At 62.1% G+C, this 20,916-nt stretch carries 16 protein-coding genes; 9 read left to right on the top strand and 7 right to left on the bottom strand.

Annotated elements, in window-relative coordinates; translation table 11 throughout:
- Positions 1-7 precede the first annotated feature (7 nt).
- Complete coding sequence (gene aceE, locus ACQ4WL_RS03105; protein ID WP_436508009.1) at positions 8-2,677, bottom strand: pyruvate dehydrogenase (acetyl-transferring), homodimeric type; 2,670 nt, start codon at positions 2,675-2,677, stop codon at positions 8-10.
- Positions 2,678-2,811: 134 nt separating this feature from the next.
- On the opposite strand from aceE, the gene ACQ4WL_RS03100 reads away from it, so the two are divergent.
- Positions 2,812-3,291: a MarR family winged helix-turn-helix transcriptional regulator gene (locus tag ACQ4WL_RS03100; protein ID WP_436508008.1), complete on the top strand. Its 480-nt coding sequence runs from the start codon at positions 2,812-2,814 to the stop codon at positions 3,289-3,291.
- Here ACQ4WL_RS03100 and ACQ4WL_RS03095 read toward each other — a convergent pair.
- Entirely contained in the window at positions 3,276-4,400 is a 1,125-nt protein-coding gene (locus tag ACQ4WL_RS03095) for a transketolase-like TK C-terminal-containing protein (RefSeq protein WP_436508007.1), read from the bottom strand. The genes ACQ4WL_RS03100 and ACQ4WL_RS03095 overlap by 16 nt on opposite strands.
- 138 nt (positions 4,401-4,538) lie before the next feature.
- Between ACQ4WL_RS03095 and ACQ4WL_RS03090 the strand changes: the two genes are divergently transcribed.
- The gene (locus ACQ4WL_RS03090) at positions 4,539-4,727 is read left to right on the top strand and encodes a hypothetical protein (protein ID WP_436508005.1); all 189 of its coding nucleotides are present in this window, start codon (positions 4,539-4,541) and stop codon (positions 4,725-4,727) included.
- A 171-nt stretch (positions 4,728-4,898) separates the two neighbouring features.
- Here ACQ4WL_RS03090 and metE read toward each other — a convergent pair whose 3' ends face one another.
- Entirely contained in the window at positions 4,899-7,187 is a 2,289-nt protein-coding gene (gene metE / locus ACQ4WL_RS03085) for a 5-methyltetrahydropteroyltriglutamate--homocysteine S-methyltransferase (protein WP_436508004.1), read from the bottom strand.
- A gap of 101 nt (positions 7,188-7,288) precedes the next feature.
- On the opposite strand from metE, the gene ACQ4WL_RS03080 reads away from it, so the two are divergent.
- Entirely contained in the window at positions 7,289-7,414 is a 126-nt protein-coding gene (locus ACQ4WL_RS03080) for a hypothetical protein (protein ID WP_436508002.1), read from the top strand.
- 136 nt (positions 7,415-7,550) lie between these two features.
- Here the strand turns inward: ACQ4WL_RS03080 and alaC are convergent, their stop codons facing one another.
- Positions 7,551-8,768 (bottom strand): alanine transaminase, encoded by a 1,218-nt coding sequence (gene alaC / locus ACQ4WL_RS03075; RefSeq protein ID WP_436508000.1) that lies wholly within the window; start codon positions 8,766-8,768, stop codon positions 7,551-7,553.
- 311 nt (positions 8,769-9,079) lie between these two features.
- Between alaC and ACQ4WL_RS03070 the strand changes: the two genes are divergently transcribed.
- Positions 9,080-9,763: a pentapeptide repeat-containing protein gene (locus tag ACQ4WL_RS03070; RefSeq protein WP_436507999.1), complete on the top strand. Its 684-nt coding sequence runs from the start codon at positions 9,080-9,082 to the stop codon at positions 9,761-9,763.
- A 163-nt stretch (positions 9,764-9,926) separates the two neighbouring features.
- Here ACQ4WL_RS03070 and ACQ4WL_RS03065 read toward each other — a convergent pair whose 3' ends face one another.
- Positions 9,927-11,141: an MFS transporter gene (locus ACQ4WL_RS03065; RefSeq protein WP_436507997.1), complete on the bottom strand. Its 1,215-nt coding sequence runs from the start codon at positions 11,139-11,141 to the stop codon at positions 9,927-9,929.
- Between the two features lie 120 nt (positions 11,142-11,261).
- Here ACQ4WL_RS03065 and ACQ4WL_RS03060 point away from each other — a divergent pair, with 120 nt between their 5' ends.
- Positions 11,262-12,188: a LysR family transcriptional regulator gene (locus tag ACQ4WL_RS03060; protein ID WP_436507996.1), complete on the top strand. Its 927-nt coding sequence runs from the start codon at positions 11,262-11,264 to the stop codon at positions 12,186-12,188.
- Between the two features lie 199 nt (positions 12,189-12,387).
- On the opposite strand, the gene ACQ4WL_RS03055 is transcribed toward ACQ4WL_RS03060, so the two are convergent.
- Entirely contained in the window at positions 12,388-14,655 is a 2,268-nt protein-coding gene (locus tag ACQ4WL_RS03055) for a carboxy terminal-processing peptidase (RefSeq protein WP_436507994.1), read from the bottom strand.
- 519 nt (positions 14,656-15,174) lie between these two features.
- Here ACQ4WL_RS03055 and ACQ4WL_RS03050 point away from each other — a divergent pair.
- Both ACQ4WL_RS03050 and ACQ4WL_RS03045 read left to right on the top strand, forming a co-directional pair.
- Positions 15,175-17,145: a methyl-accepting chemotaxis protein gene (locus ACQ4WL_RS03050; RefSeq protein WP_436507991.1), complete on the top strand. Its 1,971-nt coding sequence runs from the start codon at positions 15,175-15,177 to the stop codon at positions 17,143-17,145.
- Positions 17,146-17,196: 51 nt separating this feature from the next.
- Entirely contained in the window at positions 17,197-17,469 is a 273-nt protein-coding gene (locus ACQ4WL_RS03045; protein ID WP_436507989.1) for a putative signal transducing protein, read from the top strand.
- Between the two features lie 2 nt (positions 17,470-17,471).
- On the opposite strand, the gene ACQ4WL_RS03040 is transcribed toward ACQ4WL_RS03045, so the two are convergent.
- Positions 17,472-18,020, bottom strand: a complete 549-nt coding sequence (locus tag ACQ4WL_RS03040; protein ID WP_034755172.1) for a thymidine kinase — start codon at positions 18,018-18,020, stop codon at positions 17,472-17,474.
- 293 nt (positions 18,021-18,313) lie between these two features.
- Here ACQ4WL_RS03040 and ACQ4WL_RS03035 point away from each other — a divergent pair, with 293 nt between their 5' ends.
- Both ACQ4WL_RS03035 and ACQ4WL_RS03030 read left to right on the top strand, forming a co-directional pair.
- Complete coding sequence (locus ACQ4WL_RS03035; RefSeq protein ID WP_436507987.1) at positions 18,314-19,705, top strand: pyridoxal-phosphate dependent enzyme; 1,392 nt, start codon at positions 18,314-18,316, stop codon at positions 19,703-19,705.
- Positions 19,702-20,883, top strand: a complete 1,182-nt coding sequence (locus ACQ4WL_RS03030; protein ID WP_436507985.1) for a trans-sulfuration enzyme family protein — start codon at positions 19,702-19,704, stop codon at positions 20,881-20,883. Before ACQ4WL_RS03035 ends, ACQ4WL_RS03030 begins: the two co-directional genes overlap by 4 nt.
- Positions 20,884-20,916 lie beyond the last annotated feature (33 nt).

Genomic DNA, 20,916 nt, shown 5'->3' with positions numbered 1-20,916 from the left:
AAAAAAGTTAGACGGATGCGGGATCGATTTTTTCCACGTCGATGCCGTACCTGGCGATGGCATCGCCAATCTTGCTGCGCGACAGTTGCCCCGCGTCGGCCAGCGCCGTCAGGGCCGCCAGCACGATGAAATGGCGGTCCACCTCGAAGAAGGTGCGCAGGGATTCGCGCGTGTCGGAACGGCCGAAGCCATCAGTACCCAGGGCAACAAAGCGCCGGTCCGTCACGAAAGGGCGCACCTGGTCAGCCACGATCTTCATGTAGTCGGTGGCGATCACTACGGGGCCTTGCCGGCCAGCCAGGCATTGCTCGATATATGGCACGCGCGCTTCGCTGCCAGGGTGCAGCATGTTCCAGCGCTCCACGGCCAGGCCGTCGCGGCGCACTTGCGTCAGGCTGGTGGCGCTCCACACGTCGGCGGCCACGCCGAAATCCTGCTGCAGCAGCGCGCTGGCAGCCTGCACTTCGCGCAGGATGGAGCCGCTGCCCATCAGCTGCACGCGCGGTGCCGGGGCCGCTGCCGGGCTTTCCTGCAGCAGATACAAGCCCTGCAAGATGCCCGCCTCGGCCCCTGCCGGCATGGCCGGGTGCGGATAGTTTTCGTTGAGCAAGGTGATGTAATAGAAAATATCCTCTTGCTCGGCAAACATGCGGCGCATGCCATCCTGGATGATCACCGCCAGCTCGTAGGCATAGGTGGGATCATAGGAAATGCAGTTGGGAATCACCGACGACAGCACGTGGCTGTGACCATCGTCGTGCTGGAGGCCTTCGCCCATCAGCGTCGTGCGTCCCGAGGTGGCGCCCAGCAGGAAGCCGCGCGTGCGGGCATCGGCCGCCGCCCAGGCCAGGTCGCCCACGCGCTGCAAGCCGAACATCGAATAGAAGATGTAGAACGGAATGGTCGCCAGGCCATGGTTGCTGTAGGACGTGCCGGCGGCGATCCACGAGGAAATCGCGCCCGATTCGTTGATGCCCTCCTGCAATATCTGCCCATCCTTGGCTTCCTTGTAATAGCTGAGCTGGCCCGCATCCTGCGGCGTGTACAACTGGCCCAGGTAGGAATGGATGCCGATCTGGCGGAACAGGCCCTCCATGCCGAAGGTGCGCGATTCATCGGGCACGATGGGCACGATGATCTTGCCCAAGGCGGGGTCTTTCAGCAGGGTGCCCAGGATGCGCACGAAGGCCATGGTGGTGGACGCGCCCCGCTCGCCACTATCCTTGAGCTGGGTGGCGAAGGCGGACAGTGGCGGTATGGACAGCGGCGCCACCTTGCTGATGCGGGCCGGAATGTAGCCGCCCAGCTGTGCCCGGCGCGCGGCGAAGTAGCGCGCTTCCTCGCTGTCCGGCGCAGGTTTCAGATACGGCATGTCTTCCAGCTGCGCATCGCTGACCGGCAGCGCGAAGCGGTCGCGGAAGGCGCGCACGGCGTCGGCGCTCATTTTCTTCAACTGATGGTTGATGTTCTGCCCTTCGCCCGCCTCGCCCATGCCGAAGCCCTTGACAGTCTTGGCCAGGATCACGGTGGGCCGTCCCGGCGTGCGCATGGCTTCCGCGTAGGCCGCGTGGACTTTTTCGGGATCGTGACCGCCGCGCGTCAGTTGCCAGATGTCGTCATCCGTCATGTGCGCCACCAGCGCCAGCAGTTCCGGATACTTGCCAAAGAAATGCTCGCGCACATACGCGCCATTCTGCGATTTGAAGGTCTGGTAATCGCCGTCCACGCATTCCATCATGCGCTGGCGCAACAAGCCGCTCGTGTCGCGCGCCAACAAGTCATCCCAACCGCTGCCCCAGATAACCTTGATGACATGCCAGCCCGCCGCGCGGAAGGTGCCTTCCAGTTCCTGGATGACCTTGCTGTTGCCGCGCACGGGACCGTCGAGGCGTTGCAAGTTGCAGTTGACGACAAAGATCAGGTTATCGAGGCGCTCGCGGCCGCCCAGGGAAATGGCGGCCAGCGATTCCGGCTGATCCATCTCGCCGTCGCCGAGGAAAGCCCACACCTTGCGCCCCTGGTGCTCCTTCAAGCCGCGGTACTCGAGGTACCGCATGAAACGGGCCTGGTAGGCGGCCGTCAGCGGCCCCAAGCCCATCGATACCGTCGGGAATTGCCAGAAATCAGGCATCAAACGGGGATGCGGATACGATGACAGGCCCTCGCGGCCCGCTTCGCGGCGGTAATTGTCCAGCTGCGCTTGCGTGATGCGGCCTTCCAAGTAGGCGCGGCCATAGATGCCGGGCGCGGAATGGCCCTGGATGTAGACCAGGTCACCGGCAAACTGGTCCGTGTGGCCACGGAAGAAATGGTTGAAGCCCACGTCGTACAGCACGGCCGCCGACTGGTAGGTGGCGATGTGGCCGCCCACGTTCGAATGCCTGGCCGCGCGCAACACCATCACCATGGCGTTCCAGCGGATGTAGGCATTCAGACGGCGCTCGATGGCCAGGTCGCCAGGGTATGCGGGCTGGCGCGCCGTGGCGATGCTGTTGGTGTAGGCGGTGGTGACGCGGCCGTGCATGCCGCCGTGCTGCGCGCTATCCAGATCGACGAGCTGGTCGAGCAGGTAGTGGGCGCGCGGGCGCCCTTCTACGGCGACGACGGCCTGCATCGCCTCCAGCCATTCTTTGGTTTCCTGCGGATCGATATCGGGTACGGCGAGGGATGAGGTCATGGCAGTCTCCTTGGGGTGGGCATTCATCGTCATTCTCGATTGCCATTGCAATCATTGCATTTGCAATCGTTATGCTGGCCATTCTATAGCGCTATAATTGCATTTGCAACTGTGATCGATTTGGAGGAATACCGATGTCTGAAACTGCGCCCGAAATTGGATCGGCACCTGCGCCCGACCTGTGGTTTTCGTTCGTGCGCACGCACCGCTTGATGATCCGCGAGATCGAACGTCGGCTGGCGGCGGCAAACCTGCCCGTATATGCGTGGTATGACGTGCTGTGGGGACTCGAAAGCGGCACGGACGGTTCGCGCCGCATGCACGAACTGGCCGACGCGCTGGCCATCGAACGCTATAACCTGACGCGCCTGGTGGACAAGTTGGAAACGGACCGGCTGGTGACGCGCACGCGTTCGATGGAAGACGGGCGCGCCGCCTTTGTTTCCATCACGGAAGACGGGAAAATTCTGCGCAAGCAAATGTGGGCCGTCTACCAGGCCACGGTAGCCGACCTGTTCCTGGCACAATTTGACAGCGGCGAGCAGCAGGACTTCAGCGCCGCCCTGGCCCGCGCCGCCGAGGCGGCACGCGGCGCCGCTCAGAGCAAGGCATAGCGCCGCAGCGCGTCATCGACGAACTGCAGGGGCAGCGCGCCATCGTCGGCCAAGGCTTTCAACGCAGTGACGGCCAGCCATGGCGCACTCGTTTCCATCCGGGTATCGGCGCCGACGGCGATGAAACGCCCGCGCACGCAGCCGCCGATCTGGCCCGCGATGTGCTGCCCATAGCCGGTGACGGCGATGACGGGTGCGGCACTGTCATCGAGGCAGCGCCGCACATGCGCCAGTCTCGGCATGGCACGCGGGTGACGCAGGTTCCACTGCTCCGCCACCTGCGCATCGCGCGCCAGGCGCGTGTAGCTGGGGCAACTCCACACTTGCGTGGCGATATCCCAGTCTTCCTTCAGCAAGCGGGCGGCATCGGCTACGACGGCCAGCATCTTTCCTGCCCCGCACAGGCGCACCCGGCATGCTGCCGAGTCCGACAACGGCAAGCGGTACATGCCCAGACTGGCCGCCGCCGCATCGGCAGCCGACAAGGGTGCCGCCACCGCATCCTCGTCCGCATCTTCATCCGCACCTTCGTCATGTATGGCCAGATAGTAATAGCCTGACTGCTGTTCCACGTACAGCGTTTCCAGTGCCGAGCGCAGGATGGCGCGCACTTCCTCGCCCGTCGCCGGGTCGAACGGCGTGCAATTGTGCTGTGCGGCCAGCCAAGCGGGCAGCTCGGGGGGCACGCCTTTCGGCCAGCGCGAGGCGTGCGTTTCCGCATCGTTGCAGACGATGCCGCGCTCGCCCGACTCGACCAGCAACCCGCGCAATGCCCGCAGCGAGGCGGGGCTGCACAGGTAAAGCAGCGGCTTTTCCGCCTGCGTCGCACCATGGCGATAGCGCACAGCCCAGGCGCCCGCAGACGCCCCCACGTCCCAGGAGTCGCCTTCCGGGCATGGCGGTGCCTGCGTGCCCACGCTGCGCACCCGCGCCACCATGGCACCGCCCTGCTTCAGGCTGCCCGCCATGGCGCCCAGCGCGCGGCGCGGCGAAGCAGGTGGCAGCAGCAGACCTGACGCTGGCGCCAGCGCGGCCAGGCAGGCTTGAAAGGCGTGGCCCGTCTCGCCGCCTGGCAGTGGCGGCTGGGGAAATGAAGTGGGAAAATGCATGGCGGCTCCTGTCTCGGTATCGCTTGCGCACGGCAGATATTGCCTATACGATTGCAAATGCAATGATTGTAGTTGCAATCCTTTGTGCGAGCAAGGGACACACGAGCCAACCGAAATTCCTGCCTTCAAGGTGAAAAAATGACGCTGAACAATCCTGAAACCGTGCGCATGGCCTATGCCGTGAAACTGACGAATGCGCAAGTCGAGGCGGCCAAGCGCCTGTATGCCGCGCATTTCGGCACCACGGACAACCCTCAGGCGCTGGCCGCCATCATCGCGACGCTGGCGCGCAACTACAGCTCCGCCGTAGCGGCAAATGTGTTGTAACCGATGAGACAGGCAAAAAAAAGCCCGCTGCGGGAGCGGGCTGAATCTAATTCCTGTGAGGAAGTAGAGGAGACAGGTGCAATGATGCCGCGTTGCAGCATAACAATCCAATTGCATGTTGTGATGATAGAAATAGCTATTCCCTATATCTGCCCTCTTCCCCCGCCTGCCTCATGCGACGTTATCGCCGCGCAAAGTTTTTGCCGCCGCCACCATGTTCGCCAGCGCAGGAATGACTTCTTTCCAGCCGCGCGTCTTCAAGCCGCAATCGGGGTTGACCCACAGGCGCTGCGCGGGAATGCGCTCGGCCGCCTTGCGCATCAGTTTCACCATCTGTTCCTGGCTTGGAATGTTGGGCGAGTGGATGTCATAGACGCCAGGGCCGATTTCGTTCGGATAGTTGAAGTCATCGAAGGCGTCCAGCAATTCCATGTCGGAACGCGAGGTTTCGATCGTGATGACGTCCGCGTCCATGTCGGCGATTTGCGCGATGATGTCGTTGAATTCCGAATAGCACATGTGCGTGTGGATTTGCGTTTCGTCGGCCACGCCATTGGCCGTGATGCGGAACGATTCGACGGCCCAGCGCAGGTATTCGGCCCATTGCGACTTGCGTAGTGGCAAGCCTTCGCGCAGCGCCGCCTCGTCGATCTGGATCACGCGGATGCCGGCCTGTTCCAGGTCCTGCACTTCGGCGCGGATGGCCAGCGCCAGTTGGTAGCACGACACGGAGCGGGGCTGGTCGTCGCGCACGAAGGACCAGTTCAGGATGGTGACGGGACCCGTCAGCATGCCTTTCATCGGCTTGTCCGTCAGCGACTGGGCGTAGGTGCTCCACTCGACCGTCATGGCACGGGGGCGGCTGATGTCGCCGAACAGGATCGGTGGTTTCACGCAACGCGAACCGTACGATTGCACCCAGCCGAACTGGCTGAAAGTGTAGCCATCTAGCTGTTCGCCAAAGTATTCCACCATGTCATTGCGTTCCGCTTCGCCGTGCACGAACACGTCCAGGCCCAGGGTTTCCTGTTCCTTGACGCAATGGGCGATTTCCGCCTGCATCAGCTTTTTGTAGCTGGCTTCGTCCAGCTGGCCGCTGCGGAACTGGCTGCGCGCCTGGCGGATTTCCGCCGTCTGCGGGAAGGAGCCGATGGTTGTCGTCGGATACAGTGGCAGTTGCAGCAGTGCAGCTTGCTTGGCGGCACGCACGGCATAGCCGCTGGCGCGCTGGCCCAGACTGGCATCGATGCGCGCCACGGCTGCTTTCACTTGCGGATTGTGCACGCGCGGCGACTGGCGGCGCGCTTGCACGGCGGCGAGATTGGCGTCCAGCGCCGCCTGCACGGAGGCGCGGCCCTGGTTCAGGGCGCCAGCGATGGCGTGCACTTCATCGAGTTTTTGACGGGCAAAGGCCAGCCAGGACTGGATATCGGCGTCCAGCTTTTGCTCATTGTTCAGGTCGACGGGTACGTGCAGCAGCGAGCACGACGGGGCGATCCACAGGCGCGCCTGCAGGCTGCGGTGCACGGGTTCCAGCCATGCCAGCACTTCGTTCAAGTCCGTCTTCCAGATATTGCGGCCGTTCACCACGCCCAGGGACAGCACGCTGGTGGCGGGTAATTGGGCGATCACTTGCCCTACTTCATCGCGGGCGTTGATGGCGTCCAGATGCAAGCCTTGCACCGGCAATTTGCACGCCAGCGCCAGGTTATCTTGCAGCTTGCCGAAATACGTGGCCAGCAGCAATTTGACGCTATTGACCTTGCTCAAGGCATCGTAAGCCGTGACCAGCGCCTGCTGCCAGGCGCTGTCGAGCTCCGTGACGAGGATCGGCTCATCGATCTGCACCCATTCCACGCCTTGCGCGGCCAGTTCCTGCAGCAATTGCACGTAGACGGGCAGCAAGCCTTGCAGCAGCGCCAGCTTGTCGGAATCATCCTTGGTCTTGCCCAGCCACAAATAGGTGACGGGGCCGATCAGTACCGGCTTGGCTTTCACACCGAGCTGGCGCGCTTGCGCCAGCTGCTGTAACAGGCGGATGCTGTCGAGCTTGAATTGCGTGTCGGCGGCGAATTCCGGCACGATGTAGTGGTAATTGGTGTCGAACCATTTCGTCATTTCACCGGCGTGGACGCAGCTGCAATCGCTGTCGCTGGCCGAGCGGCCACGCGCCACACGAAAATAGTTGTCGAGCGCCGCGCCGCTGAGGCCACGCACGCGCTGTGGCAGGTTGCCAAGCATAAAGCTCAGGTCCAGCACCTGGTCATAAAAAGAAAAGTCGCCGACGGGCACCAGGTCCAGCGCGTTCTGGTCTTGCCAGTGGCGTTGGCGCAATTCGGCACCTTGGCCTTCCAGCGCGTCCAGACTGCTTTGGCCCTTCCAGTAATCTTCCAGGGCGAATTTCAGTTCGCGTTTGGCGCCGATGCGCGGGTAACCCAGATTGTGTGTCGTGACGGTCATGACGGTGCTCCTTATGAAGTATGCACACATCATAGAAGGTTCCATCCATTAAAAATAATGATAATATTTTATATATCAATGAATAATACTCATGTGAAATCATGCTCAAACGCATCTGGCCGTCTTGCGCGGGTCACGCCCGCCCCGCTGAAACGGACGACGGCATCGCCTACCTGCACGGTGTGATGGCGACGGGCAAAAAAAAGCCCGCTACGGGAGCGGGCTGAATCTATTTCCTTGGAGGAGATAGAGGAGACAGCTGAATCATGCCGCGTTGCAGCATATAAAACCACTTTATATTCGTGATGTCAGAAATACGCGGCAGTGATATTAGGGGCAACAGATCATTCCATGCGGCAACTTTTACGCTGCTGCCTCCGCTTTCCCGTCGCCAGAACGCAACATATTCTTGATACCCCGCAAGGCCTGCCGCACCCTCGCCTCGTTTTCGATCAGGGCGAAGCGCACGTATTCATCGCCGTATTCGCCGAAACCGATGCCGGGCGAGACGCTCACCTTGGCTTTTTGCAGCAGCAGCTTGGCAAACTCCAGCGAACCCAGGTGGCGATACGCTTCCGGGATATGCGCCCAGATGTACATCGAGGCCTTCGGTTTCTCCACCATCCAGCCCGCTTCATGCAAGCCTTTGACCAGCACGTCACGGCGCCGCTGGTACTGGGCGCAGATTTCCGTCACGCAGCTTTGGTCGCCTTCCAGCGCCGCAATGGCAGCCACTTGCACGGGCGTAAAACTGCCATAGTCGTGGTAACTCTTAATGCGCGCCAGGGCCGACACCAGTTCCGCATTGCCCACCATGAAACCGATGCGCCAGCCAGCCATGTTGTAGCTTTTCGACATGGTGAAAAACTCGACGGCCACATCGCGCGCACCGGGCACCTGCATGATGGACGGCGCCTTCCAGCCGTCGAAGGTGATATCGGCATACGCCAGGTCATGCACTACCAAAATATTGTGCTGCTTTGCCAGCGCCACGACACGCTCGAAAAACTCCAGTTCCACGCATTGCGCCGTGGGGTTGGACGGAAAGCCCAGCACCATCATCTTCGGTTTCGGGTAGCTTTCGCGGATGGCCCGTTCCAATTCGGCAAAGAAATCCACGCCCGGCCCCATGCGCACGGAACGGATGTCGGCGCCGGCGATCACGGCTCCCCAGATATGGATCGGGTAGCTGGGGTTGGGCACCAGCACCGTGTCGCCACGGTCGAGTGTCGCCAGCATCAAGTGGGCCAGGCCCTCTTTCGAGCCGATGGTGACGATGGCTTCGCTGTCCGGGTCGATGTCGACCTCGTAGCGCTTCTTGTACCAGTGCGCAATCGCGCGGCGCAGCCGCGGAATACCTTTTGACGCGGAATAACCGTGCGTATCGGGGCGTTTCACCGTTTCGATCAGCTTGTCCACGATGTGGGCCGGCGTGGCGCCATCGGGATTGCCCATCGACATGTCGATGATGTCCTCGCCACGGCGGCGCGCGGCCATCTTGAGCTCGGCGGTGATATTGAAAACGTAGGGGGGAAGGCGATTGATGCGCGAAAAGCTGCGCGGAGCTTGGCTATCGGTCATGGTTATCTCTGTACGTAAGCGCCCGGATCCGTCCGAGCGACGTTGGCGCAATGAGTGCGCCTGCAACGATACTAACCCGGTTTATCCAGCACTGGCAAGGGTGTAGTAGAGCCGTTACAATGCAGGCTGATCGAAAATGAGCGCACCGGTGGGTAACCCGGTAAGTGCCTGGCACCGTCCAGCATGCTCCCGCCCACGCGGACCCACGGCGCTGACCTTTGGCTGTTACACCGGCCGGGGAGGTGTTCTGGTTCGTGCATCTTTCCGCCGCGCCATCCCTCCCCTGCTTTTTTACTTTAGGAATGAGACGGATGGCAACACACGACACCGCCGTAACCGGCATGACCCTCGACCGCGCCGGCATCGAGCAGCAGCTGGCCCTGCCAGTGCACCACTTCATCGATTGCGCCTTCGACGGCGAAGACTTGTCGCGCCTCGATTTACAAGCTTGCACCTTCGAGCGCTGCACCTTTGCCGAAACCAGCTTGTTCGCCAGCAAGCTGGCGCGCAGCACCTGGCGCCGCTGCCGGGCCGGCAGCGCCGATTTCGAATCCGTCGACGCCGTCGACGCCACGTTTGAAGGCTGCGACCTGAACAACACGAAATGGCGGCGCGCCAAGCTGGCCTCGGTCAACTACCGCGGCTGCAAGCTGACGGGAGCCTCGTTCGAGGAAGCGGCCCACCTGGGCCTCACCTTCGAGGACACGCTGCTGGTGGGCGCCGATTTGCGCGGTTTCTCGTTCCGCAAGGCAATCTTGAAACAGCTCGATTTTTCCGATGCCTATCTGGCCGGCTGCGACTTCCGCGACGCCGTCTTCGAAGGGGGCAGCTTGCGCAATGCCACGATCAAGCTGGCGAAGTTCCAGGGTGCCGACTTGCGCGGCGCCGATATCGACGGTTTTAAATTGAGCGAAGCGGCCTTGCTGAAAGGCGCCGTCATCACGCACGCGCAAGCGGCCAACTTCATGCGCGCGCTCGATCTGCTGGTGATTTAATTTCAACAGGCAAAAAAAAGCCCGCTGCGGGAGCGGGCTGAATCTATTTCCTTGGAGGAGATAGAGGAGACAAGTGCATCTTGCGGCATCGCGGCATATCACGCCACTTTATATTCATGATGATAGAAATTCCTGTCAGTGATAATGAGCGGGCATCAGGGTTTCAAGCCGGGCGGCGCATGGCCAGCGGCAAGAATTCTGCCAACCACACCAGCAGGGCCAGGCCCGGAAACGCCATGCCGGTCAGCAAAGTTGCCTGCCAGCCGTAGCTGGCATACACCCAGGCGCCGATGGCCGAACCGGCCGCGCCGCCGGCAAAGAACAGCGCGAAATACAGGCCGTTCAGACGGCCCCGCACTTCCGCGCCCAGGCTGAAGATGGCGCGCTGGCCCAGCACGAGATTCGCCGCCACGCCCATGTCAAGCACAATGGAAGCGACCACCAGCAAACCCAGCGCCAGGTGCTTCGATGTTGGTGCGAACATGGGCAAGGCAAAGGCGACGATACCCAGCGCCAGCGCGGCAGCCGTGGCCGGCGAGGTGTGGCCCGCATCGGCCAGGCGGCCGGCGATGGGAGAGGCGACGGCGCCTGCCATGCCCACCAGGGCAAAGACGGCGATGCCCGTTTGCGACAGGCCGAACGCGGAACTGGCCAGCACCAGCGGCGTGACGGTCCAGAACAGGCTGAAGGCGCCAAACAGACCCGCATGGTAGGCGGCGCGGCGGCGCAGCACGGGCGTGCCCAGCAGCAAGTGCCACAGCGAAGCCATCAGGACCGGATATTTCATGTTCGAGACAGGCTGGCGCACGGGCAAGGCGCGGCGCAACACCAGCGCCAGCAGCAGCATCAGCACGGCGGCGCCGCCAAACACCACGTGCCAGCTGGCGTGGGCCGCCACCAGCGAGGCGACGGGACGGGCCAGCATGATGCCCAGCAACAAGCCACTGACCACCTTGCCCACCGTCTGGCCCCGCGTCGCTTCCTGCGACAGGTGGGCGGCAAACGGCACGATCACTTGCGCCGCCACGGAGCCGAGGCCGATGGCCAGCGCGGCGGCCAGGAACACCACGGCGCCCGTGGAGAGGGCCGCCGCCACCAGGGCGGTGGCCGTCACCAGCAGGGCCGTGATGATCAGGCGGCGGTTTTCCAGCAAATCACCGAGGGGCACGACAAACAGCAGGCCCAGGGTGTAGCCCACTTGCGTCAGCGTGACGATCAGCCCGGCGGCCTTGGCCGACAAACCCGTCGAGGCGCTGATGGGCCCGACCAGGGTTTGCGCGTAGTACAGATTGGCCACGATCAGGCCGGAAGCGACGGCCAGCAGCAGCACCATGGCGGGTGAAATATCGTGGGCAGCAGAAGATGAGGCCTTGTTCATGTTGTTTCCTCGGTTCGATAGGGATGTTGCCATTCTAGGCAAACCTGAGCCAAAGATAATTAGGGCATAATCCACTTACACTTTTCACATAAGATGAACAATTAAAACGGAAACCATCCCATGGACAAGATCAAGGCCATGCAGACCTTCGTGCGCATCGTTGAAGCCAACAGCTTTTCCAAGGCGGCCGAGACCTTGAATTTGCCGCGCGCCGCGCTGACGGCCACCCTGCAAAAGCTGGAAGCCTACCTGGGCACGCAATTGCTGCAGCGAACCACGCGCCGTTTGTCCCTGACGCCGGAAGGGGCCGAGTACTTTCGCCACTGCATCGACATCCTGAAGGCCGTCGACACGGCGGAACTGGCGTTCCGTGGCCCCGACGCGACAAAGCCGCGCGGCTTGCTGCGCATCAACCTGCCCAATACGGTGGGCCGGCGCCTGATCATCCCCCATATCGCACAATTCCATGCCGCTTATCCGGACGTGCAATTGCAGCTGAGCCTGACGGACCGCCTGGTCGACCTGACGCAGGAAGGCATCGACTGCGCCTTGCGCGTGGGCACCTTGCAAGATTCCGCCTTCATCGGCAAGCAGGTCGGCCTGATGCGCTTTGTCACATGCGCCACGCCCGCCTATCTGGCGCGGCACGGCACGCCGCACACCCTGGCGGACCTGGCCACGCACAGCGGCGTCATGCATTACTCGGGCCGCACGGGACGCGCCTTCGACTGGGATTTTCAACAAGGCAAGGAGGTCGTGCGCGTGCAGATGGCCGGCCCCATCGCCGTCAACGATGCCGACGCCAGCGTCGATTGCGCGCTGCAAGGGCTGGGACTGGCGCAATCGGCCTTGTATCAGGTGCGCGAGCACCTCGACAGCGGCGCCCTGATGGCCGTGCTGACCGATCACCCGCCGACGCCGATGCCCATGTCGCTGTTGACGCCGCAAGGGCGGCTGGCCACGCCCAAGCTGCAGGCGTTTGCCAGCTGGATCACGGCCTTGCTGGGTGCCCAGCCCGACGTACAACTGCCCACGCACAAAATCTGAGGTAAAAAAAAGCCCGCTACGAGAGCGGGCTGAATCTATTTTCTTGGAGGAGAATAGAGGAGACAAGTGCATTATGCTGCATCGCGGCATATCAATCCAATTGATTGTTGGAATGATAGAAATACGTCAAACAGATAACTGATCGGGACGAAAAAAAACCGGCTCCGCAAGGAGCCGGTTCTTCACGCCACAACAAGCCTTACTTCGCTGCTGTCACCGGCGTTGCCTTGGTGTCCGCGCCATATGGCAAGACCTTCGATGCCATGCGAGTATCGGCCTTGATCAGCGCCACTTCGTCGGCCAGGATGCGCGCCGCCTCATTGAGCAGCACGTCCTTGGCGCTCTTGGCGGCCGTTTCGGCGTCCAGTTCGGCACTCAGCGCGCGCTCGTCACCCTGCAAGCCGTCGTCGGTGCGCAAGGCGCCCTTCACGGCGGCGATCTGCCTGGCCGTCTTGCTGGCCGCTTTCGCACCCTTCAGCACGTCTTTCGGATCAGGAATCACCACCAAGTCCTCGGCAGGATTCGAAATCTGCGCGATCAGGCGTTTTTCACGCGCCTTGGCGCGCGCTTCCTGGGCATCGCGCTCCTTGCGGCGCACGGTTTCATTGAGCGAAATCTGGTTTTCCTTGCGCTGCTTGACGACCAGGGCGATGTCATCGAGCAAATACTGGAAATCCTTGTCCTTGGCCACGCGCGCATCATGTTTCTTGTCCAGCAGCGGCACGATATCCTTCAGGTCGCCCGTCGGCATGTATTGCGCCGGCTTGATGGCCACCCATGGCAGGGCATTGTCATAGCTCGATTCGCCGAAGTTTTCCGCGTCCGACATGGCCGGCAGCTTAATGTCGGGGGTCACGCCGCGCAACTGCGTGGTGCCGCCATTGATGCGGAAGAATTGCGCGATGGTCATTTTCAGCTCGCCGAAACGGGCTTTCTCGCTGCCGCCGAAGCGGTCGAGGTTGAACAGGGTCTGCACCGTGCCCTTGCCGAAGCTGCCTTCGCCGATGATGACGCCACGGCCATAGTCTTGCACGGCGGCGGCGAAAATTTCGGAGGCCGAGGCGGAGCCACGATTGATCAGCACGCCCATCGGGCCATCCCAGGCCAGGCCGGCACTGGTATCGCTTTCCACCTCGACTTTGCCTTCGGCATTGCGCTGCATCACGACAGGTCCCTTGTCGATGAACAGGCCCGTCAGTTCGACGGCTTCGTTCAACGAACCGCCGCCGTTGTTACGCAAGTCGATCAGCACGTTGTCGACCTTATCCTTCTTCAACTCGCCCAGCAAGCGGGTGACATCGCGCGTGGCGCTTTTAAAGTCTTTGTCGCCACGGCGCCGCGCTTCGAAGTCCTGGTAGAACGTCGGCAAGGCAATCACGCCGATGCGACGCTTGACGCCATTGTCGCGCACCTCGATGATCGATTTCTTCGCCGCCTGCTCTTCCATGCTGATTTTCTTGCGCACCAGCGGCAAGACCACGTGCTTGGCATCCGGGCCGGCGTCGGCCGGCAAGATGTCGAGGCGCACCACGGAATCCTTGGCGCCGCGAATCAGCTGCACCACGTCGTCGATGCGCATGCCCAGCACCTCGGTGATGGGGCCGCTTTCGCCCTGCCCCACGCCGACGATGCGGTCACCTACTTTCAGCTTGCCCGACAAGCCTGCCGGGCTGCCCGGCACGACTTCGCGCACCACCGTGTATTCATCGCGCGTCTGCAGCACGGCACCGATGCCTTCGAGCGACAAACGCATGGCGATGTCGAAGTTATCCGAGGCACGCGGGCCCAGGTAATTGGTGTGCGGTTCGATCGACATGGCGTAAGCGTTCATGAAGATCTGGAACACGTCTTCGCTGTTGAGCTTACGCGAACGGGTCGTGTAGCTTTCATAGCGCTTGTCCAGCGTCTCGCGAATGGCCTTGTCTTCCTTGCCTGCCAGTTTAAGACGCAGCCAGTCATTCTTGACGCGCTTGCGCCACAGGTCGCGTACTTCCTCGTCGTTCTTCGGCCAGGCAGCCTTTTCGCGGTCGAGCTGATAGCTCTCGTCGGCGGCAAAGTCGAACTTCGTTTTCAGCAATTCACGCGCATACGCCATGCGCTCGTCGAAACGCTGCTGATACAGGTTGTAGATGGCGAACGGCGCCGTCAGGTCTTCATTGATGATGGCGTCATCGAGCCTGGTGCGCAGCGGCGCGAAACGGTCGACGTCGGCCTGCACGAAAAACAGTTTTTCCGCGTCCAGGGACTTGAAGTAACGGTCGAAGATTTTCTCCGACATGGCGTCGTCGAGCGGCGTGGCCTTGTAATGGACGCGCGTCAATACGCGCGATGCCCACAAGGCGGCCTGCGTTTGCTGGGCCAGCGGCTTCATGGGTAGCGGAGGAGCGGCGCTCTTGTCCGTCTGGGCTGCGCCAGCGTGGGCTGACAGGGCGAGCACCAGGGTGACCAGCATCATTTGCTTCTTCATCGGCTTCTCCGAAAATTAGTTGAATCAATTCCAGGCGGCGCAGATAAACATGCGCCAGCCAGCAAGACAGTAAGGGGAATACACGACTGGTCTGCATATTATTCTACAGGATACGGCCTGGCAGGCTCCCATGGAATATCAGTTTCTTCCTGGAAGCTTAAACGCGAATTAAAGGCGCCGTCTCATTCATTACAAAGTGAAACATTCGTGAGAAATCGCATCGCCCGTCAGCGATGAATATCAAGCTCCGCCATTAAAATTTAAAAAGTCAATGGGACGTTGCGGCAATCCTTGATGCAGATGATGTTTTTATGCGAAAGATATGATTCCTGCGGGAAACACTTAGTAATGAAACGCAATCTACATGTTATCATCGCGCCCTGAAATTTTGCTTGCCTGTGCGCGGCTCCCGAGCCGGCACGCCCCCGTTTCAAGCGCATTCCCCACCAGATCCCCTCCCCGCGTGTCATGTCATGACCAGGAATGGCCGAGCTGATTACCCTTTGCCAGACTCACACTATGCCTACAATTTCGTTCTCCCCCCGCCATTGGAGTGTCGGCGGCAAGATTACCGTCTTCACGTTTGCGCTCGTCAGCCTGATCCTCGCCAGCCTGACGACCTTGATCAGTATCCGCACCTCGTCTACCCTGGAACAGCGCGCCGAAGCGGCCGTCACCAGCGAACTCAATAGCGTCATGACGACCACGGAAGTGTTTCATACCGCCATGGTCAACGAGGCGGCCAGCTTCGCCCGCCTGTTCGCGGCTGAATTTCCCGGCCCGTTCACGGTCGACACGGGCGCCATGGTGGCCGTGGCCGGCAAGGCCACGCCTGCCCTGGCCAATGGCGGCAAGGTGCTCAACCTCGACACGGCGCTGGTCGACCGCTACACGGCGCAAACGGGCGTGATCGCCACCATCTTTGCCGCCAACGGCGATGAATTCGTGCGCATCAGCACCTCGCTGAAAAAGCAGGATGGCGAACGGGCCATCGGCACCCTGCTCGACCACAACCACCCCAGCTATGCACCGCTGCGCGCGGGCCAACGCTTCATTGGCATGGCAACCTTGTTTGGAAAGCAATACATCACCCAGTATGATCCCGTGCGCGATGCGGGCGGCAAGGTGGTGGGCGTGCTGTTCATCGGCCTCGATATCAGCAAGAATCTGGCTATGCTGAAAGAGAAGATTCGCCAGGTCAAGATCGGCCAGACGGGCTACATCTATATCGTCGACACGGCCCCCGGCGCCAATTACGGCCACCTGGTGCTGCATCCGAACAGCGAAGGCAAGAGCGCGCTCGAGTTCAAGGCCAGCGATGGCCGCCTGTTCATCCAGGAAATGCTGGCGCAGAAAAACGGCGCCATGCGCTATACGTGGACGGCGCCCGGTGAAACGGCTGCCGGCGCGCGCGAAAAGCAGCTGTATTACCGTCAATTCAAGGATTGGCACTGGATCATCGCGGGCGGCACGTTCACGGACGAGATCACCTTGGAAGCGCGCCAGATGCGCAACCAGCTGGCCATTTCCGGCTTCATCGCCCTGCTCGTCTTTGCCCTGCTGCTGTACTGGCTGGTGCGCACCCTCGTGTCGCGCCCGCTGGCCGCCGCCGAAACGGCCGCCGCGCAAATCGCCGCCGGCGACCTGACGGTGCACCTAGACACCAGCAGCCATGATGAAATCGGCCGCCTGCTGCGCGCCATGAACCGCATCAGCGACAACCTGTCGCAAGTGGTCAGCAATGTGCGCGGCAGCGCCGCGCAGATCGCCACGGCGTCCGGTGAAATCGCCAACGGCAACCTGGATCTGTCGAGCCGCACGGAACAGCAAGCCAGCTCGCTGGAAGAAACGGCCGCCTCGATGGAAGAACTGAGCTCGACCGTACGGCAGAACGTTGATCACGCGCAACAGGCAAGCAAGCTGGCGCGCGATTCGTCGACCCTGGCGGCCGAAGGCGGTGCGGCCGTGGCGCAGGTGGCCAGCACCATGGACGCCATCCGCAGCTCGTCGGGCAAGATCGCCGACATCATCGGCGTCATCGACGGCATCGCCTTCCAGACGAATATCCTGGCCTTGAACGCGGCCGTGGAAGCGGCGCGGGCCGGCGAGCAGGGACGCGGCTTTGCCGTCGTCGCCACCGAGGTGCGCACCCTGGCGCAGCGCTCGACGGCCGCAGCGAAAGACATCAAGGATTTGATCCAGGTATCCGCCAGCACGGTGGACCTGGGCCACGCGCAAGTGAGCCAGGCCAGCGCCACCATGGATACCGTGGTGTCCAGCGTGCAGCAAGTGAGCACCATTATGGCCGAGATCGCGCAGGCGAGCGACGAGCAGCGCAGCGGCATCGAGCAAGTCAACCAGGCCATCGCCCAGATGGACCAGGTGACCCAGCAGAATGCGGCCCTGGTGGAAGAAGCGGCCGCGGCCGCCGACGCCTTGCAGGAGCAGGCGCAGGAGCTGAACCAAGTGGTGGGCGTGTTCAAGCTGTAAGTGCAATCCGGGTGCTAAGATGGGGACGAATCCACCTTGCCAGGAGGCACCATGCACGACGACTACGTTTTAATTGCCCGGCTGATGATCCCCACGGATGCGCACGTCATCCGCGGGTGCCTCGCAGCGGCCGGCATCGACGTGCTGCTGACGGACGACCAGCACATGCAGGCCGACATGCTGCTGGCAGCCGCCATTGGCGGCGCCCGCGTCATGGTGCGTGAACACGATGTGGCGCGCGCCAATGAGATTCTCGCCGCCTTCGAGCGGGGCGACCTGGCCTTGGCGGACGATGCCGACGTGGGCGCGCCCGTCGCTGAATAAGCCTACGAGTAGAAACAGCGCCCGCACGCCTGGCGGTAACTTTCGTTGCCGCCAATACTGATCTGCTCGCCTTCCTTGATGCGGCGGCCCTGCTCATCCACGCGGATGTTCATCGTGGCCTTCTTGCCGCAAGTACAAATATTCTTCAATTCCTCGATATCGTCGGCCAGCGCCAGCAGATAGGCCGAGCCGGGGAACGGCTCGCCCTTGAAATCCGTGCGCAAGCCGTAGCAGATGACGGGCACGCCCTTCACTTGCGCCAACTGGTGCAGTTGCTGCACCTGGGCCGTGCTGAGAAATTGCGCCTCATCCACCAGCAAACAGGCGACCTGGGGAATATCGTCGAGGAAGTTCGTGTCGGCATGGAAGATATCGACCTGGCGCTGCGGACCAAGGCGCGAGGTGACTCTGCCCACACCGTAGCGGCTGTCGATGGCGGCCGTGTACAGGCGCACCTGCTGGCCCTGCTCTTCATAGTTGTGCGCGACTTGCAACAAGGCCGTCGACTTGCCCGCGTTCATCGCGGAATACCGGAAATATAGTTTTGCCACTGCCGCCTGCCCTGTTTATCTGGTTTTCAGGATACTGTTTAGTCCCTTTTCGAGGCGTGATTATAAATCGCAATGGAGGACTTGCGGCACCTTAATAGTCCTGCCTTTGGCGCGGCAAGCGGACAAAAAACGGCGCATACTCGCATCGCGCACCTTGCCGCCGATATGCGCAGGGCGCATATGCAAGCATATAAACATTCGTTCGCCGCACTCGTCCACCCGCCTACACTGCGCGGCACGGAAGGCTGCTCGGGACACAATCCGGAGCGGCTGTTTCTCTGACAGGAGCCACCATGAATGATCGAATGCCATCCCCATCCCAGCCGCCAGCGCTATACACGCTGATCGGCAATACCCCGCTGGTCGAAGTGACCAGGCTAGCCACGGGACCGTGCCATCTGTTCCTGAAACTGGAATCGCAAAATCCCGGCGGTTCCATCAAGGACCGCATCGGCCTGTCCATCATCGAAGCGGCCGAAGCGAACGGCCGCTTGCAGCCGGGCGGCACCATCGTCGAGGCCACCGCCGGCAACACGGGCATCGGCCTGGCCCTGGTGGGCCGCATCAAGGGCTACCGCGTGATTCTCGTCGTGCCCGACAAGATGTCGACAGAAAAAGTGCTGCACCTGAAAGCCCTGGGCGCGGAAGTGCACACCACGCGCTCGGACGTGGGCAAGGGCCATCCAGAGTACTACCAGGATTACGCGGCGCGCCTGGCGCGCGAACTGCCGGGCGCCTTCTTTGCCGACCAGTTCAACAATCCCGCCAATCCGCTGGCCCACGAAACGACGACGGCGCCCGAAATCTGGGAGCAAACTGGCCATGACGTTGACGCCATCGTCGTCGGCGTCGGTTCGTCCGGCACCCTGACGGGCCTGACGCGCTACTTCCGCAAGGTGCAGCCGAAACTGGAATTCGTGCTGGCCGACCCGCAAGGCTCCATCCTCACGGAATACATCGACACGGGCAAGGTGTCGGACACGAGCGGCTCGTGGGCCGTCGAAGGCATCGGCGAAGATTTCATTCCCTCGATCGCCGACATGGACAGCGTACGAAAGGCGTACACCATCACGGACCAGGAAAGTTTTGATTCCGCGCGCGCCCTCTTGCGCGCCGAAGGCATTTTAGGCGGTTCGTCCACCGGCACGCTGCTGGCCGCCGCCCTCAAATACTGCCGCGAACAGACGACGCCGAAGCGCGTCGTCACCTTTGTCTGCGACACGGGAACGCGCTATCTATCCAAAGTCTATAACGACGGCTGGATGCGCGACCAGGGCCTGTTGCAGCGGGCCGTGTCGGGCGACTTGCGCGACCTGATCGGGCGCCGCTACGACGAGGGCGACGTCGTCAGCGTGGCGCCAGGCGACACCCTGCTCACGGCCTTCAACCGCATGCGCTCGGGCGACCTGGCGCAGTTGCCCGTCATCGACGGCGGCCAATTGGTCGGCATCCTCGACGAATCGGACTTGCTGCTGCACGTATCGAGCGACGACGCCCATTTCGCGTCGCTGGTGGGCGCCACGATGACGACGCAAATTGAAACGCTGGCGCCCTCTGCGGGATTACCTGCCCTGCGCGCCACGCTGGACCGGGGCTTGACGGCCGTCGTCGCCGACGATACTGCCTTCTATGGCCTGATCACCCGCTTCGACCTTCTCAACCACTTACGCAGGACACTATCTTGAGCCAGCAAATTCCCCGCAAAAGCCATCTCGCCACCCGCGTCATCCACGCCGGCCAGTCGCCCGACCCGTCGACGGGCGCCATCATGCCGCCCATTTACGCCACCTCCACCTTCGTGCAGGACAGCCCCGGCGTGCACAAGGGACTCGATTACGGCCGCTCGCACAACCCCACGCGCTGGGCGCTGGAACGCTGCGTGGCCGACCTGGAAGGCGGCAGCGCGGCCTTCGCGTTTGCCTCGGGCCTGGCCGCCATTTCGTCCGTGCTAGAATTGCTCGATGCGGGCAGCCATATCGTCGCCGGCGACGATATGTACGGCGGCACCTACCGGCTGTTCGAGCGCGTGCGCCGCCGCTCGGCCGGCCACGAATTTACCTATGTCGACCTGACGAAGCCGGAAAACCTGCTGGCCGCGCTGCGCCCGGAAACGAAGATGGTGTGGGTGGAAACGCCCACCAACCCCATGCTCAAACTGGCGGATTTGCGCGCGATTGCCGACATCTGCCGCGCACGGGGCATCATCGCCGTGGCCGATAACACCTTCGCCAGCCCGCTGGTGCAGCGCCCTTTGGAACATGGCTTCGACATCGTCGTGCATTCGACCACCAAGTACTTGAACGGCCACTCGGACATCATCGGCGGCATCGCCATCGTCGGCGCGGAAGCGCGCCAGGCCGAATGGCGCGAGCAGCTGGGCTTTTTGCAAAACTCGGTGGGGGCGATTGCCGGGCCGTTCGACAGCTTCCTCGCCTTGCGCGGCGTGAAAACGCTGGCCATCCGCATGCAGCGCCATTGCGAAAGCGCCCTGGCGCTGGCGCAGTGGCTGGAGCAGCAAAAGGAAGTGAAAACCGTGTTTTATCCGGGTCTGGCCTCGCATCCGCAGCACGCGCTGGCGCAGCGCCAGATGGATGGTTTTGGCGGCATCATCTCGATCAACCTCGATACGGATTTGGCAGGCGCACGCCGCTTCCTCGAGCGCTGCGAAGTGTTCGCCCTGGCTGAAAGCCTGGGCGGCGTGGAAAGCCTGATTGAGCACCCTGCCCTGATGACGCACGCCAGCATTCCCGCCGAGCAGCGGGCCAGACTGGGCATCGGCGATGGCTTGATCCGCCTGTCGGTAGGCATCGAGGACATCGAAGACCTGCGCCATGACTTGCGCACGGCGCTGGACGCGATTTGATCGGCCCAGCCGCTATTTTCCACGGTGGTAGCG

Source organism: Janthinobacterium kochi (assembly GCF_051380715.1).
Taxonomy (GTDB): domain Bacteria; phylum Pseudomonadota; class Gammaproteobacteria; order Burkholderiales; family Burkholderiaceae_D; genus Janthinobacterium.
Note: the sequence above shows the minus strand (reverse complement) of the source record. Positions and strands in the feature narration are given on the sequence as shown.